Below are 15,846 nucleotides of genomic sequence, written 5' to 3'. Positions count from 1 at the left end.
TAGCTTAAGATGTAATAAGCTTTACAACAATTATCAATTACACAACAAAACCTTCTATAAAATAGAAAGCTTATGAATGACATCTCGTTAAAATACTTTCATGCTGTTGCGAAAACAGGCTCCTTATCCGCAGCTTCTGAAGAACTCCATGTCGCAGTTTCGGCTATCAGTAGACAAATCACCCAACTAGAAGAAAAGCTACAGTTGTCTTTGTTCGAACGTAAAGCCAGAGGTATGTCTTTAACGCCTGCTGGCGATATTCTGTACACTTACTCATTGCGAAATACGTTGGAATTTAAAAACGTGATGTCGGAAATGAGGGGCATAAGTAATATCCAACAACAATCTATTGCGCTGGCTTGCCCAGAAGGTATGGCTTGGGACTTTATCCCTCACATCATGGCGGAATTTCGCTTGAAATACCCAAGTGCACGCTTTTCCTTACAAGTTGTGGATTCGGGCAGAGCAACACAACTGGTAAGAGAAGGCAGCGTCGACGCGGCTTTTACTTTTAATTTGCAACCAGAGCAAGGCGTTGAGGTTTCGTTGCAAGTGCCTTCTCCAATCGTCGCGTTGTTATCCAAAGATCATCCTCTTGCCAGTCAGCAAGACATCAGTATTCGGGAATTAACCGAATACCCTATTGCCATATCCGGATCAGGGACAACGCTCAGTTACTTATTCGATATCGCTTGTCATATTGAAGGGGTGCAAATCATCCCAGCACTGTCTAGCGACTCAGCAGGTTCCATTTACACTTTTGCGAGCGAAAGCCAAGATGCCATTGCGCTCTGTGGGGAGTTAACGGTTGCAAGACGGGCAAAGCGAGATGGCATGGTTATACGACCAATGCGAGAAGCCGCGTTAGCTCAGCGCAGTTTACAAGTACAAATTATGTCGAGAAGAAAGCTGCCTGTTATCGTGAGGTATTTCCTCACTCACCTCACCGAGTCACTTAAAAAGCAAAACGAGCACCAAGCATAAGCAATCTTGAACCAAGCCAATTAACTTGGCTTGGTTCAACTGATTGCATTACGTCACTTTGAACCGCTCAACTTTATCTTTCAGGTGTCTCATTTCATCGCCAATAGCATTGGTTGCCGCTCGGCTTTGATGGAAGAGTTCTACTGTCTGCTCACTTTGTGCCGCCAACATTGACAGGTGCTGGTTGATATCCTCAACGGAAGCATTCTGGATTCCTGCACGCTCTGCCACTTGCTCGTTCATATCAAACAATTGCTGTAAAAACGTATCAAGCGCCATCACTTTTTCAGAAACCAGTTTTTGGCTATCCAAAGTCTGAATGCTTTTCTCACACGCTACGTCCATTTGTGAAGTCACTTGTGTGGATGCAGATCGCAGCTGGGTAATAATGCTTTGAATTTCATTGGTTGATTCACTGGTACGCTGGGACAACATACGCACCTCATCAGACACCACTGCGAAGCCTCGGCCATGCTCGCCTGCACGGGCGGCTTCAATTGCTGCATTTAACGCTAATAAGTTCGTTTGCTCGGAAATAGAGCTAATAACATTCAGCACAGAAACTATTTTTTCAATGTTGTCATTCAATTCCGTTAAGCTGGTTTTACTTTGCAGCATATCGACTTCTAAAGCTTCCAAGAAAACCAAACTGCTTTGCACTTCTTTGCTCGCTTGCTGAAGTTCAGCGTTGCTCTGATCAGACAACTCACCTGCTTTTGTTGCCAAATCCTTCACCTGAGCACTTTGTTCAGTGATGTCTTGAGTGGAAATGAAAATCTGTTCTACCGATTGCTTCTCCGCTTCCGAAGCCTGCGAAAGCTCATCGACCTGATGGTGCAATCCTTCGATTGCACCGTCTGTCGTCTTAACGGCATCATTCACCGTAAGCAATGATCCTTTTAGCGTCAGCAACAGAGAGTTTACCGTCTCCGCTAAGGCACCGATTTCAGCCTTATCAGAGCTCTTAATTTGATAACTCAGATCTAAATTATCGGACACATAGCGCACTTCCTTGCCGATAGCGACAATTGGACGTGTTAAAGAGCCAATCACAAAATGAAGAATGAGCAGAGAAATTAAAATAAAAACGATAGAGTAGAGAAACGCATTCTGTAACTGAGAATAAATCGGCGCCATAATTTGCTGTTTCGGCACAGCAAGCATGATAAATCTATCTAACAGAGGCACCCACAGAGAGCCAAGGTAATAAACCTGCCCATCAATGGTCACATCATTAATGACCATGTCATTTTTATTGTTTAACAGGCTAGAAATTTGGCTTTTATCGACTATTTCCATAAAGGCTGAATCGCCCTTAGCTTGGATAACCCCATCACTTGTCACCAACATAGCACGCCCTTGCAGGCCTACGTTTAGCTTCTTAACCATATCAATCAGCTTATCAGCTTTAATCCCTAAACCTGCGACAGAATAAGGCTTATTCGTGTTCGGGTCCGTGGTATCGCTTCGATAGTTAATAAACAGCATTTCGTTTTCATACTGTAAGTTCAGTTCATAATCATGGCCTGTGGCCAAAAAATTTGGGTAGAACTCTTTGTAAGGATAGTCTTCTAACGGTGTTTTAAAAAACGCTTTGTCATAACCATAATAATCCAACCCGTTTGGACCCTTTACAACATAGAAGGTGGAATCACTGCCCAAGATGTCTTTTACAGACTTCAGCTTATGCTCAATAAAAGGAAGCTTATCGGGGCTCGCTCCGTTACGTACCCAATCTTCAACAAAATTATCGTTTGTCATTAGATGGGAAGCGGTAATTAACGGGGTAATTTCGGTACTGATTTGCGAGGCGAGGTTACTAAGGTGTGTCGGTAACACTTCTTTTTTTAACTGTTCTAACTCTATGTCTAGTGTTGAAATGGCTTGAGTACTGACCGAAACGACAGAACTCACAACAAGCAATACAGCAAGAACAGAGAACATACGACTTCTGATGGATAAACTTTGCCACTTCATAATAACGTCCTTATTATTTACCCTTATTGTAAATTTATCGTCAAATACTACACCGCAAATCATGACAAAAACAAAACAATTTTCTTATCGCAAATAACAAAGTTATTAATAATCGATAACATTGACTCCTATCAATAAAAAAACAGACCCTTCTGCCCCATCGATAAAATCATCACACCCCATATCGCTCAATTTTTTTAATCAGCCCTTGTCGTGAAATGCCCAATTGCTTAGCGGCTTGGGTGCGGTTGCCTTGGTTTTTTTCTAAGGCTTGGTTAATCAATCGAATTTCAAGGTCCCGAACTTGTTCGTCTAATGAGGCGTCGTTCGTTGGTGTGCTTATTGGAGTTTGACGAATAGCCTCACCACTGGGATACAGCAGCTGAATGTCTTCCATGGTAATTTGCCCTTGTGGGCAAATAGACGCGACGCTTTCTAAGGCGTTTTTCAATTCCCGAACATTTCCAGGCCAAGTTTGATCGCGGAACCATTGCACAGCTTCAGGACTGAGCTGTAGCTGCTTATTTTGCTGGTTTTGCAAACGCTGTAAAAATGATTGCAGCAATACTGGGACATCTTCTAGCCGTTCAGCAAGCGCTTGAGTCTCGATGTTTACGCCTTTTATTCGGTAATACAGATCCTCTCGAAAGCTGCCTTCTTGCACCTTGCTCAGTAAGTCGGCGTTGGTCGCGGAGACCACTCGAATATCGATGTGTTTTTGCTCTCGTCCGCCTACAGGGAAAAAGGTACCTTCTTGCAACACGCGCAGCAGTTTCACCTGCATCGCCAACGGCATTTCACCAATTTCATCTAAGAATAAGGTGCCACCATCGGCCAAACTCAATAAACCGACTTTGTCTTTTTCCGCTCCGGTAAAGGCGCCTTTCACATAACCGAACAGCTCACTTTCTAATAAATCCGCTGGAATAGCACCGCAATGTACCGAGATAAATGGTTTGGCTGCACGATGACTTAAATCATGTAAAGTACGCGAGATAACCTCCTTTCCTGTACCTGATGGCCCTGTCACCAAGACGCGCACATCCGTCGGGGCGATTCGCTCTACGAGCGCTCTGACCTTTTGCGAACTGATTGAATGACCGATATACGCTGACGCACCCTTTGCAGAATTACCCGTTTGCTTTAGCTGAGTTAACTCTCGCTCTAAAGTGGTTTTAGTGATTGCTCGACGCACCACAACCGCCAACATATCTGGATCAATCGGCTTGGCAATAAAATCCCATGCGCCAAGCTCAATGGCTTTAAGTGCCAAATCCCGATCCGCATGGCCTGTAATAATGATCACCGGACGACCATCAAATTCGCCTATCGCATCCAAGGTGACTTGTGGATCAAAACTTGGCGGCATGGAAAGATCCAAGAGCACCAGATCCGCATCAAACGATGCCAACGCACCACGGGCTTCATCTAAGCTGCCTGCCGTTTTCACATGATAATCTTGCTTTGCCAACCAGCGACTGGCTAATTCACGAAATGCGGGCTCGTCGTCGACCAGTAATATTTTATTTTGAGTCATGGAATTCTCTATTTGAAATGTCAGTACCAGAAAAGTGGCGAGGTAAAATAAGCTCGAAGGTTACAGGCCATATCGAATCAGAACGATGCTGAATCTTCCCGCCATGAGCATCGACAATACGACGCACAATGGCTAAACCAAGACCACTGCCGCCAGCTCGCTTGGTCACAAAGGGCTGAAATAAGTTGTCGCCTTGTAAACTTGGATCAATCTCAGGTCCATTGTTATTTACTTGGATAACGATCTGTTGATCTCGTTCTTCCGCTTCAATGGATAACTTGCCATCTGGCATATTGCGCAAAAAAGACACGGCGTTATCGATCAGGTTAATGAACACCTGCTGAAGCCGTTGCGGGTCAGCATCCAACTCAATCGTTTCATCAATATCCAGCTCAAACGTGACACCTTCTAGCTGAGCTTGCGCCAAAATACTCGCCACTAAAGATCGCAACGGCGTGGCAACTATTTGTAATGACAAGCCACCTGAATACACCAACATATCACTCACCAAACGATCGGCGCGTTTAAGCTGAGTCTGAATATGCTGACGCGTCTCGGCTGGTGCGTCATAAGCCGCCATAGAAATTATATTCAAAGGATTACGCAGTTCATGTGCCATTGCCGCAGACAAACTCCCCAACTCGACAAGATGCTGTTCGTCCATGCGTTTTCGCTCGGCCACGGCCAAGGCCAAAGAGCGCTCAAGCAAGCCGCAACTGGTTGAAAACAAGGATGCAAACACTTCCGCCGTCAAACGCATACCAGGGCTAGCGTCTTCCCAGCCTATTAAAGTGAAGTGCCAATCAGTACCTAACCGAGAGACTCGTATCGCTAAGACGTCATTTTTTTCTTGAACTGGATAAGCGGAGCTTTGTAGCTGGATCGCCACATTGCGTCTTATCTGCAAAGAAAGTAAACGCTCACCAATGGCAATTAATTGTGGCCAATCTTGCGCCTCTTTTAATTGCGTTGACCAGGTGTCCAACACAGCTTCATTCAATGAGGCTCCAGGATAAATCAGCCGAGAAATCAAGCGACTCAAAGGCTGATAAATCAGCGCAGCCACCACCAAGATCAGCAAGGAGTACAACCACAGCTGCCAACTGGGCACATTTGCTAACGCCTGCAAACCAATACGGCCAGACACCACACTGATCACGGCAATCACACAGAGAATCACCAACATCATGGCAACCCAAAGCAAGGCTCGATTGGCGAAGGCATTCACCGATAAAATCTGGTAGCGCACTACCGCGTAGATCAATAACAGCAAATAGGTTGGCAGCAGTAACATGGGATAAGGAAACCAGCTAATGCCAAAAGAGGGAAACACAAAACTGGTCGCTAACAACAACCCCCACGCTCCAACACCAAACATAGCAAGTATGGAGCGCTTCTTGTTACCAGAATGACGATACCAACCAAATAACAAAACACCATGAGCCAGCATACCGATCAACACGGTATAAGCGAGATTCCACGCCCCCGCCTCGGTGAAGATAAAAAAGGAACGTGTATCCAAAGTGCTAATAGCATCGCCCGCGCCTATCCACCAGCTCTGTAAAACCACAGCAAAACTAGTGAGGTAAAACCAAGGCACCGCTTGATATAAGCGCTCAAGCATCGCTTCTTTGACTGGGCCAGAGTTCACAAAACGAATGGCAAAATGCAGGAAAAAAGTCGGCATTAAGGGATTAGCAAGAATAATGTGGATACCAACTTGCTCGTAGCCTTGGAACAACATCACATGCCCGAAGCACCAAATCGCCATCATAATGGCGAAGCCTGCCAAGGCCTGAAGATCGCTTTGATTTCGTGCTCGCCACAATAACCAAACAGCGACCAAGATGCCGCACACACTGGTCACCAGCATGGCGACTTCAAACATCAACGAAAGCGTCAAAATCGTAAACCTCGTTTACATCATAAAGTGAGAAAATCGTAAACTTTTTTTACACCTCAAGCAAAATTATAAATTTCCCCTTTAAAATCAATAATATAAATTCAGCTAATAGTTGGCCTGCCCTTTGCTCTACTGAAAGAAACCTTTGATCTATATCAAACCACCTTCAACTTATAGGACAACTATCATGAATACTGAATTTTTAATGACTGAAATCATCGCACTTTTTAGCATTGTAGGCTTAGCGCTACTCCCTCTGGCTTTGCAGCAAATGCGTACGCTAAGAATTAAGAGAAATGCCTAGTTTTAACTTCAATCTCTTAACGCTTACTGACACCCAAGGGAGCCATTATGGACCTCGACGTCGCCATTTTATCTCGTATACAGTTCGCCTTTACGGTGAGTTTTCACATTATTTTTCCCAGTATCACCATTGGTTTGGCAACGCTGATTGCCATTTGGGAAGGGCTGTGGCTTAAAACACACAACCCTTACTATTTGCAGCTTGCCAAATTTTGGATCAAGCCGTTTGCCATTACCTTTGGTATGGGCGTGGTATCTGGCATTGTTTTGTCCTACGAATTTGGTACGAACTTTTCCAAGTTCTCCGAAATCACCGGTGCCATTCTTGGTCCTTTGATGGCGTACGAAGTGCTGACTGCCTTTTTTATGGAAGCAGGCTTTCTTGGCGTCATGCTATTTGGTTGGCAGCGCGTTGGCCGCAAGTTGCATTTCTTTGCAACCGTCACCGTAATGATAGGTACTTGGATTTCTGCATTTTGGATCATTGTGGCGAACTCATGGATGCAAACACCAACAGGCTACAAGATCGTCAATGGTAAATTCGAAGTCTCGAGTTGGATGGAAGTCATCTTCAATCCGTCTATGCCCTACCGCCTTACTCACATGCTGGTTGCGTCATTGATTACCGCGACTTTTGTCGTGGCGGGCATCAGTACTTACTACTTGCTGAAAAAGCAAAACATTCCCTTTGCGAAAAAAGGACTGTCCATGTGCATGTGGTTTGCCTTGGTACTAACGCCACTGCAAGCATGGATTGGCGATATGCACGGCTTGAACGTCAAAGAACATCAGCCAACTAAACTCGCTGCAATGGAAGGTATTTGGCCTGCGGAAGAAGAAAACGTGCCGCTGTTACTGTTCGCTATGCCAAACATGAAAACGGAATCAAACGATTATCAAGTCGGCATTCCAAATCTCGGCAGTTTGATACTCACTCATTCTTGGGATGGTGCAGTACAAGGTCTAAAAGCCGTACCGCCAGAAGACAGACCCAATGTGCCGTTAGTGTTTTGGTCTTTCCGTGTCATGGTGGGTATTGGTTTTGGCATGATGGGCATCGCGGCGCTAGCACTTTTATTACGTCGTAAAGGCCGCTTGTATGAAAACAAAGCCTTCTTGTCTATCGTGACATTTTTTACGCCTATGGGTGTCATTGCAGTACTAGCAGGTTGGTATGTGGTGGAAATCGGCCGCCAACCTTGGATTGTCTACAACCTCGTTAGAACATCGGAGATCGTATCACCACTTCCTCCAGAGCGCGTGCTGTTTACCTTAACCATGTTTGTGATCATTTACAGTTTGCTGATTGGTGTTTACCTCTACTTCATGCGCAAACTGATCAAGAAGGGGCCGCCGTCAATGAAAGCTCTCGAACAACAATTGATTGGTATGAAAGCACCAGGCTACGCATTGGCTTGGGTAAAATCCCTAAACACTGAAAACCAAAGTTTAAAAGCACAAGGAGATAAATAATGGATTTAGCACTTTTCTACTTCCTTGTCTTAGGCTTTGCCATCTTCATGTACGTGTTACTCGATGGCTTCGATCTAGGGATTGGCATTCTCTACCCTTGGTTTAACCAAGAAGGCGAGCGAGATCATTTAATGCGTTCTATTTCACACGTTTGGGATGGTAACGAAACTTGGTTAGTATTTGGTGGTGTGGTGTTGTTTGCGGCGTTTCCCGCTGCTTATGCTGGCATTACCTCAACCTTTTACTTGCCTATCATGCTGATGCTGTTTGCTTTGATCTTTCGTGGCGTGGCGTTCGAGTATCGATTTAAATCCGATACATCTCGACCTTATTGGGACCTTGCATTTAGCGCGGGGTCAGCCATAGCAGCATTTTGCCAAGGCATATTGCTCGGCTCCATCGTTCAAGGCGTGCCAGTCGGTGTCGACAGTTTGTCTAGCTTACATTGGCTAACACCTTTTTCTATATTAACTGGCTTTGCCGTAATGGCAGGGTATGCTCTGTTGGCTGCTTGTTATTTGTTTATGAAAAGTCGTGGGCGTATCCAAGATCACGCAGCCAAATTAGGCAAGCGACTCTTGCTGATCACCATTTTAGCCATGGTTATTGTCAGCGTGTGGACAGTAGTGAGCCAAGTAGACATTCGTCAACGCTGGTTCTCCGGCTTAAATTTTTTATGGCTATCGCCCTTGCCTATTATTACCTTAGTCGTTGCCGCATTGGCTTGGAAAGATTTAAACAGTCACTCCGCTGGTATCACTCATCATGAAGGTCGACCATTCTGGTACGCAGCAACCCTCTTCTTACTAGGCTTTGCAGGACTTGTCGTTGGTTTATTCCCGTACCTTATTCCAAGACAACTAACCTTTATGGAAGCCGCTTCGCCAGACAGCAGCTTGCTTTTCTTGCTGCCTGGTATCTGCATCTTTGTGCCCTTGATTTGTACTTACACTTTATGGGGTTACCGCGTCTTTGCCGGTAAGGTGGAAGATTATCAGGAGGGTTACTAATGTCGCTCAAAAGCCTGAAAGAAAAAGCCGCCAAACTCAAACCGTGGCAATGTTTTTTGCTGCTCTACGGCATTGGCTTTATTGCCATATTAACCGCATCTTATGGTATTAAACTGCTGATGACAGGATTGCCTTGAGCAATGCTATTCGTATAAAAAAGCCCCGCACTTTACAACTTTCAATGCGAGGCTTTTTAGCATTATTAAGTAAAAGATTACGATAATGATCGTTACACTTTAGCCGCTTTAAGCGTATCAGCTTTCGCGCCCATGCTCGCTTTCAGAAGCAAAACGGCAAACACCATCACACCCAATACTCGCGCACAGACTACAAATAAGGAAGTGTCCGTAGCAGCCGCAGGCCAAGCAATAAGTATCGCGGCAACAACATATAGTATACGAGTCACCCAAGATAAATTCTCACGTAACCAGCCAGAAAAGCCGATGCTCATCGATGCGGTTGCCAAGGTAGCGAACGAGATTGCCGCGATCACACTCGTCGTTGTCCCAATCAATAAAATACCCGGCATGGTCACGAATAAGAACGGAACCAAAAGCTTAACAAAACCTAACCGCATGGATTCAACGGCCGTTTCATTCGGTTCGGCACCAGAAATTGTCGCCGCCGCGTAAGCTGCTAATGCAACAGGTGGAGTAATGGCAGACACTAAACCAAAGTAGAAAATGAACATGTGCGCCGACAGGGTTTCCATACCAAGTTGTGTCATCGCAGGCGCAACCAATACTGCGAGCAACAAATACGCCGCTGATGTTGGTAATCCCATACCCAAAACAAAAGACGCCAATGCAGTGAGTAATAAAACGGCCCATAAATTGCCATCACCCAGTTCAATGATCAAACCAGACAACATCAAGCCCATACCAGTCAAATTCAGAATACCGATAATCACGCCAGCGGCTGCAACAGCCGCCACTATCGGTAGCGTCGAAGACAAGGTTTCCTTACAAGCCGCTATCAAATCGACCACATTTATACGAGTGGCTTTTTTCCAAGGACAAACAAGCAAACCAGCCAAAATCCCCATAACGGCAGCTTGGGTTGGTGATTTACCTGAAATCATCAGACCGATTAAAACCACCAGCGGAAGCAAAAGATAGCTCTTTGTTCTCAGTGTATTTAATAACAATTGTAAGCCAGCTTCGGTATCCCTTTCTAAATTAAGGCGTCCAGCTTCTAGCCGCACTGAAATCATCAGCGCTAAAATATACAAAAGTGCAGGAACCAAAGCGGCCATTGCAACTTCCGCATAAGGAATCCCAATCATTTCTGCCATCAAGAAAGCAGCAGCCCCCATGACCGGTGGCATAATTTGCCCCGCCGAAGATGCAGCGGCTTCGATCGCTCCAGCCAGTTTTGCACTGTAGCCTACGCGTTTCATCAACGGAATAGTAAAAGTGCCTGTAGTCACTACGTTGGCCACAGCGCTGCCGTTAAGGGAGCCAAGCAATGCGCTAGACAAAGCCGCAGATAAGCCAGGGCCACCTTGCACACGTCCAGTCAAACCACGGGCCAAATCAACAAAAACTTCACCCGTACCAATTTTAGTTAAAATGGCACCAAACAAACCGAAGAGGAAAATATACTCAACGGCGACCCCCATTGGTACACCATAAACCCCTTCAGTCGATAACATCAGAGTTGAGGTGAAACGGCTAATGTCATAGCCACCATGACCATATTTACCAGGGATCAAATAGCCAAAATACGCATAAAGAAAAGCAAGGGCCATCAAAATAATCAATGCCCTACCTACAGCAATACGAACAAAGACAAACACCACCGCAATCAGAGCAATAAAGATCAACCTATCTTGCTCAACCGACATAGCGCCGCGCATGACAATATCAATGTAGTAATGCCACAAGTAAGGCCCCGGAATTAAAGCCAATAGGGCCAATAGATAAAACACGCCACGGCCCATGATATTCTTGTACCTTAGCGCGTAAAACAGCATGGCAGCAGCCGCAACTAGTGAGAAAAACGAAGACCTCAATAGCAACGCGGTAATGCCGCCATAATACGCACCATACAGCACAAGACTGGCGATTCCAGCGGCGATCACACTAAACAATAAAGAGACTGCTAGACGTTCCTTGCCACCAGCGAATTTTGATTCAAGGAGCAAACTTTGAAAGCCATTGCTGGAATCTGATTTCAACATAATAGCTCTCCTAGTTTTCGCTTACTTCGTCATAATATTTTTTCGCACCTGGGTGCAATGTAACAGGAGTGCGTTTTGCGGTTTCTAACGAAATTGCTTTTGCTTGTGGGTGAATTTGACCAAGCTCATCTAAATGAGAAAAAATTGCTTTGGTGATATTATAAATTTTGCTCTGATCTTCTTTACCGCTGGTGAACAAAATAGCAGGATCATTAATCATCAAAATCTGTTTGGTTTGATCTGGGTAGGTTTCAGCAGGCAGAGAGTAAGCTTGATAGAAAGGGTATTTTTGGATCAAACTATCGAGTTTATCAATATCAGCTGACAACAATTTCATGTCAGTTTGTGAGTCGAGATCAATCAAAGAGGAAGTCGGTGCACCTGCCAAAACCACTGTCGCATCAACTTGGCCGTTTACCAAGGCTTTTACCCCTTCGTTATAAGAAAGAAAACGTGGTGTGATATCGTCAAAGACACCATATTCCTGTAACAAACGAGTTGCTAAAACCGCGGCATTACTTCCTGGAGGCCCCATGCTAACACGCTTGCCTTTTAAGCCTTCAAAGGAGTCGACTCCTTTTCCGGAAATCGTTGCGACCTGCAACACTGCTGGATATAAATAGGCAATACCAGCCACGTCCAAAGGTCCGCTAACTTTAAATGGGCCTTGGCCATTTTTTGCTTCAAACAAAGTTGAAGAAGAAGATAATCCCATTGTCATTTGGCCTGCTGCAACGCGGTGATTGTTTTCCACAGACGCACCAGTTACTTCGGCCCGTGCCGTCGTATTGTCCATGTGTTTGTTGAGAGTTTCAGAAATCCCTGCACCAATCACATAAAACAAGCCGCCCGTTCCGCCAGTTCCAATGGATACACGTTCTGCCGCTTGAACAGGACTATTGACTAAAGTCGTACACAAGGCACTCGCTATAAGCAGTTTTTTAAACATAATATTCTCCAACTTATTTTTGTTTTGTTATTGCTTAGAACACTCTAGCGAAGAAACCTTTCATGAACCTTTCATGGATCTTGAATACATCATAAAAAATAAAAGCTATTGAGAAAGATTGTTAGGCTCAGCAAACATAGCATTATCCCATTCATGATAAATAAGTTGTTTTTTGGCATCGTCTGTTTGAATAAGCAGTTCTAAGCCAAGAGGAATTGGACGAAAAATCCCATGTGGCAATTTACTCAATTCATCTCGACTATATGGGCCTTTAACCTTTGTGCTTATTGGCGTAATACCTGATTGATTTGCAAGTACATGCTGCCCTTCTGAAGACAATAAGAGATCAATAAAACGCTTCGCCAATATCGGCTGCTTAGCATCACGAGGAATAAATGCGGTGCGCATTATGATCGTCGTATAATCTGTCGGCATGATGGTTTTGATCCATTCATACTGTTGCGACCATTTATAGGAATAGGCACCAACAAGATTATAAGCGATGAATATCTGGCCTTTTAAAAGCGCATTTAGCATAGAGGATGTATCCGTATAAAGCCGAGCTTGATGCCTCCCAAACGCTTCCAATAACCGACCATAACTACGGGATTGCTGACCGTCATAGGCCCATGTTAAGTAACCCAATCCAGATTGCTCAATATTAAACAAGCCCATTTTATCGTCTAAGAGATGATTTTTATTCCGGATCAAATTCAATAGCTGCTCACGGCTTTGCGGCAACTCGTCCCCCGTCAGAATATCGCTGTTTATCGCCGTTACGATGGGTTCGTAGGTAAAACCAAACAACTCATTTCGCCAATGTGACCCCTTGGGAACATTAACAAGCTCTGGCGAGTTATAAGCTAATGCGTAACCATCATTTGCCAACTTAAATTGAAGATCCATCGCCGGGCTAAGCATCACGTCCGGTCTAATATTAGGCTGAGAGATAAATTGCTCGTATAAATGACGAGTATTCGACTCTGTGTAGTGAATGGCTACATTCGGGTACTTTTCTTGATATGCCCTAAACAATGGTTCAATGGCCTGATGATTTACGGCACCATAAATAGCGAGTACATCCCCCTGATACTTGGGTTGTTTATTCAAACTTGGAAAAGCGATATAAGAATCTTGTGGTACGGCATCAGCAAACACCATACGACTGACCAAAAATAAACCAAGCCCTAAAAGACAACTAACCTTCATACGACAGTCCTTTTCGTTGAGGGAAAATGACTTCTACAATTAATCCGGTTGGCTGATTATCTTTTAAGTGAAATCTAGCATCATGGTGTTCTGCTACGTCTTTAGCAATCGATAAACCGATTCCGGAACCTGATGCAAAATTGTCAGGACTACGATAAAAGTACTCGAAAATATGTTCCTTATCCTGATCCGATACACCTACTCCTTGGTCTCGAATTTGTAGCACAATTAAGGGTACGGATTGCTCAAAAACAATCATTAACTCAACTTCAACCACACCGCTTTTTGGGCTGTATTTAATGGCATTTTCGATGATATTTTGCAGCATTTGTTTGAGAGCAAACTCATCTCCGTTAATTGTTGCCTTTATATCTCCAACATATTCAATCTCCACTTCCCGCTCTAAAGCCCAAACCACTAGATCACGACAAGTCTCTTTGATCACATAGTCCAAAGACACAGGGCTAAAAGGATGACTCTGATAACGATGTGTCAACGTAGCGCGGCTAAGAAGCTGATTGACCGTATTGGTCAATAGGTTACTACTTTCTAAAATATGCTGTAGCTGCTTTTGTCGTAACATTTCATCGGTTTCATCTATTGCGTTTTGCGCCTGTGAATTTAGGCCAGCCAAAGGCGTACGGATCTGATGAGCCGCTTCTGCTGTAAAACGTTTTAGTCGATTTAACGTACTATCCAGCTGAGCCATAAAATAATTAATACTTTTTAGTAAAGGTGCTATCTCACTGGGAACATTTGCATCTAAAGGAGACAGCTCTTGAGACGAGCGCTCTGTAATGGCTTGCTTGATCGTTTGCAATGGTTGCAATACTCGCCAAATAACGAAAAGCAATAAAAGTAACGTGATAAAGAAAAACAAAGTAACAAATTGCAGTGCCATTTGGCTGATTTCCGTCGCCGCTGCGCGCCGAGCATCTAATGTTTGGCCAACAATAATAAAAACATCGTTAACACTATCTCCCTCTAACAGGCGTTTCCCTAACGCAACAAAACGAACCATCTCATCGCGATACATAGCTTCATAATAAATAGGAATAAATTTTTCTTTCTCGCTGGATTGCTGAAGCAACTGGGTAAACGGGATATTAGGAAGATCTTTGTAACCTGTCAGCACTTGATATTGTCCATTCATAATGGAATAAAAAGCACGATCTGAGGCAGATAAGGCTAAAGTTTCAAATGCAGAAACGGGCAAATCGATAAAGTATTGCGAATCCAATATGTTGATATTTTCGGCCATCTGTAAAGCAGAGCCATAAAGAAGCCGATCATAAGACTCTTTTGCCGCTCTATTTGCATAAATATGCACACTCCAAAGAGCCACTGCATTAATCACAATCAACACGGTCGCCACCATTAGAATCAATTGCCGACGAATCGAGGTAGTTGCCTTAGCCATGATGTTTTTCCAGCAAATAGCCAAGACCTCGAATAGTTCTAATGTTGATGTCACTGCTTTGCAAAGATTTCCTCAAACGTGCTACGTAAATCTCAATGACACTAGGGTTCGGGTTTTCATTGAAATTATAAATATGCTCTATTAAAACTTCCTTGCTTAGAACTCTTCCGGTATGACTGATAAACACTTCTAATAAACGAAACTCTCGTTGCTTTAGCTCGATTAGGTGATCGCTAATAGTCACAGTGCATGCTTGCAAGTCTAAACTGACATTTCCGTATTCTATTGTATTTTGCGCTTGCCCTTGGCTGCGACGGAGCAAAGCACGACAACGAGCTTCAAGCTCACCAAAGTCCACCGGTTTGGTCATATAATCGTCTGCGCCCAGATCCAAAAGCTCTATACGATCTTTTACTTCATCACGGGCAGTTAGAACAATCACCGGCGTATTAGAGTGTTTTTTTCGAAGCGTTTGTAATATTTGAGTACCCGTCATATCTGGCAAATTTAGATCCAGCAACATGAGATCGTATTCTTGCAATGCCAACATTTGATTTGCCTGTAAACCAGTCTGCGCAAGATCAAGGCCATGCCCCATTCGACTGATTCTTTGGCTAATGGCTTCGCCTAAAATACGATCATCTTCTACTACTAAAATACGCATGATACTGATGCTCTTGTGACTTCTTTGTTGTTATAAGGCAGATTAAATGTGTGATAATCAGTTTTTACTCGGGAATTTGTCAATTTAGCCTATATTCCAATATGAATGAATGGGCTATCACTTCTATTAATGGATTTGCTGAAAAATGAATACCGTGTATCCCTCAACAATAAAGGATTCTCTTGATCTGCGTCCTCAATTCTTCCTTTATCTGTCCATGTGCAAACTCAGCGAA

Annotated in this window: 12 protein-coding genes; 4 read left to right on the top strand and 8 right to left on the bottom strand. The window is 44.0% G+C overall.

From position 1 onward, the window contains the following. The first annotated feature begins 72 nt into the window (after positions 1 to 72). Positions 73 to 984: a LysR family transcriptional regulator gene (locus DFP75_RS09795; RefSeq protein WP_110575070.1), complete on the top strand. Its 912-nt coding sequence runs from the start codon at positions 73 to 75 to the stop codon at positions 982 to 984. A gap of 48 nt (positions 985 to 1,032) precedes the next feature. Here the strand turns inward: DFP75_RS09795 and DFP75_RS09790 are convergent, their stop codons facing one another. The 3 genes from DFP75_RS09790 to DFP75_RS09780 all read right to left on the bottom strand — a co-directional run bounded on the left by DFP75_RS09790 (position 1,033) and on the right by DFP75_RS09780 (position 6,401). Then, positions 1,033 to 2,961 (bottom strand): methyl-accepting chemotaxis protein, encoded by a 1,929-nt coding sequence (locus DFP75_RS09790; RefSeq protein ID WP_110575068.1) that lies wholly within the window; start codon positions 2,959 to 2,961, stop codon positions 1,033 to 1,035. A 172-nt stretch (positions 2,962 to 3,133) separates the two neighbouring features. Continuing rightward, positions 3,134 to 4,498 carry a sigma-54-dependent transcriptional regulator gene (locus DFP75_RS09785; protein ID WP_110575066.1) on the bottom strand — a complete coding sequence of 455 codons (1,365 nt, stop codon included), beginning with the start codon at positions 4,496 to 4,498 and terminating at the stop codon, positions 3,134 to 3,136. Continuing rightward, positions 4,485 to 6,401, bottom strand: coding sequence for a sensor histidine kinase (locus DFP75_RS09780; protein WP_245927028.1), 1,917 nt, complete (start codon positions 6,399 to 6,401; stop codon positions 4,485 to 4,487). The genes DFP75_RS09785 and DFP75_RS09780 overlap by 14 nt, the downstream gene beginning before the upstream one ends. Positions 6,402 to 6,752: 351 nt before the next feature. On the opposite strand from DFP75_RS09780, the gene DFP75_RS09775 reads away from it, so the two are divergent. From DFP75_RS09775 to DFP75_RS18420, 3 genes are read left to right on the top strand one after another with little or no spacing between them, the layout of a single operon-like run. Then, on the top strand, positions 6,753 to 8,177 hold the full coding sequence (locus tag DFP75_RS09775; RefSeq protein ID WP_110575061.1) for a cytochrome ubiquinol oxidase subunit I: 1,425 nt from the start codon (positions 6,753 to 6,755) through the stop codon (positions 8,175 to 8,177). Continuing rightward, positions 8,177 to 9,187: a cytochrome d ubiquinol oxidase subunit II gene (gene cydB, locus DFP75_RS09770; RefSeq protein WP_110575059.1), complete on the top strand. Its 1,011-nt coding sequence runs from the start codon at positions 8,177 to 8,179 to the stop codon at positions 9,185 to 9,187. Before DFP75_RS09775 ends, cydB begins: the two co-directional genes overlap by 1 nt. After that, positions 9,187 to 9,324 (top strand): hypothetical protein, encoded by a 138-nt coding sequence (locus DFP75_RS18420; protein WP_181417018.1) that lies wholly within the window; start codon positions 9,187 to 9,189, stop codon positions 9,322 to 9,324. Before cydB ends, DFP75_RS18420 begins: the two co-directional genes overlap by 1 nt. A gap of 92 nt (positions 9,325 to 9,416) precedes the next feature. Here the strand turns inward: DFP75_RS18420 and DFP75_RS09765 are convergent, their stop codons facing one another. From DFP75_RS09765 to DFP75_RS09745, 5 genes are all read right to left on the bottom strand, one after another. After that, positions 9,417 to 11,369 carry a TRAP transporter permease gene (locus tag DFP75_RS09765; protein ID WP_110575057.1) on the bottom strand — a complete coding sequence of 651 codons (1,953 nt, stop codon included), beginning with the start codon at positions 11,367 to 11,369 and terminating at the stop codon, positions 9,417 to 9,419. Between the two features lie 10 nt (positions 11,370 to 11,379). After that, positions 11,380 to 12,318 (bottom strand): TAXI family TRAP transporter solute-binding subunit, encoded by a 939-nt coding sequence (locus tag DFP75_RS09760; protein ID WP_110575055.1) that lies wholly within the window; start codon positions 12,316 to 12,318, stop codon positions 11,380 to 11,382. A 105-nt stretch (positions 12,319 to 12,423) separates the two neighbouring features. Beyond that, complete coding sequence (locus DFP75_RS09755) at positions 12,424 to 13,527, bottom strand: ABC transporter substrate-binding protein (RefSeq protein WP_110575053.1); 1,104 nt, start codon at positions 13,525 to 13,527, stop codon at positions 12,424 to 12,426. Beyond that, a complete protein-coding gene (locus tag DFP75_RS09750; RefSeq protein WP_110575050.1) occupies positions 13,517 to 14,947 on the bottom strand; it encodes a sensor histidine kinase in 1,431 nt (476 codons plus the stop codon). The genes DFP75_RS09755 and DFP75_RS09750 overlap by 11 nt, the downstream gene beginning before the upstream one ends. Then, on the bottom strand, positions 14,940 to 15,611 hold the full coding sequence (locus DFP75_RS09745) for a response regulator transcription factor (protein WP_110575048.1): 672 nt from the start codon (positions 15,609 to 15,611) through the stop codon (positions 14,940 to 14,942). The genes DFP75_RS09750 and DFP75_RS09745 overlap by 8 nt, the downstream gene beginning before the upstream one ends. Positions 15,612 to 15,846: the final 235 nt, after the last annotated feature.

Origin of the sequence: Marinomonas alcarazii (genome assembly GCF_003208215.1) — a bacterium.
Classification (GTDB): Bacteria; Pseudomonadota; Gammaproteobacteria; order Pseudomonadales; family Marinomonadaceae; genus Marinomonas; species Marinomonas alcarazii.
Note: the sequence above shows the minus strand (reverse complement) of the source record. Positions and strands in the feature narration are given on the sequence as shown.

Excerpts from the sequence above, each read along its gene's own strand:
- DFP75_RS09795 (WP_110575070.1), top strand. The coding sequence starts at position 73 with ATGAATGACATCTCGTTAAAATACTTTCATGCTGTTGCGAAAACAGGC.
- DFP75_RS09790 (WP_110575068.1), bottom strand. The coding sequence starts at position 2,961 with ATGAAGTGGCAAAGTTTATCCATCAGAAGTCGTATGTTCTCTGTTCTT.
- DFP75_RS09785 (WP_110575066.1), bottom strand. The coding sequence starts at position 4,498 with ATGACTCAAAATAAAATATTACTGGTCGACGACGAGCCCGCATTTCGT.
- DFP75_RS09775 (WP_110575061.1), top strand. The coding sequence starts at position 6,753 with ATGGACCTCGACGTCGCCATTTTATCTCGTATACAGTTCGCCTTTACG.
- cydB (WP_110575059.1), top strand. The coding sequence starts at position 8,177 with ATGGATTTAGCACTTTTCTACTTCCTTGTCTTAGGCTTTGCCATCTTC.
- DFP75_RS18420 (WP_181417018.1), top strand. The coding sequence starts at position 9,187 with ATGTCGCTCAAAAGCCTGAAAGAAAAAGCCGCCAAACTCAAACCGTGG.
- DFP75_RS09765 (WP_110575057.1), bottom strand. The coding sequence starts at position 11,369 with ATGTTGAAATCAGATTCCAGCAATGGCTTTCAAAGTTTGCTCCTTGAA.
- DFP75_RS09760 (WP_110575055.1), bottom strand. The coding sequence starts at position 12,318 with ATGTTTAAAAAACTGCTTATAGCGAGTGCCTTGTGTACGACTTTAGTC.
- DFP75_RS09755 (WP_110575053.1), bottom strand. The coding sequence starts at position 13,527 with ATGAAGGTTAGTTGTCTTTTAGGGCTTGGTTTATTTTTGGTCAGTCGT.
- DFP75_RS09750 (WP_110575050.1), bottom strand. The coding sequence starts at position 14,947 with ATGGCTAAGGCAACTACCTCGATTCGTCGGCAATTGATTCTAATGGTG.
- DFP75_RS09745 (WP_110575048.1), bottom strand. The coding sequence starts at position 15,611 with ATGCGTATTTTAGTAGTAGAAGATGATCGTATTTTAGGCGAAGCCATT.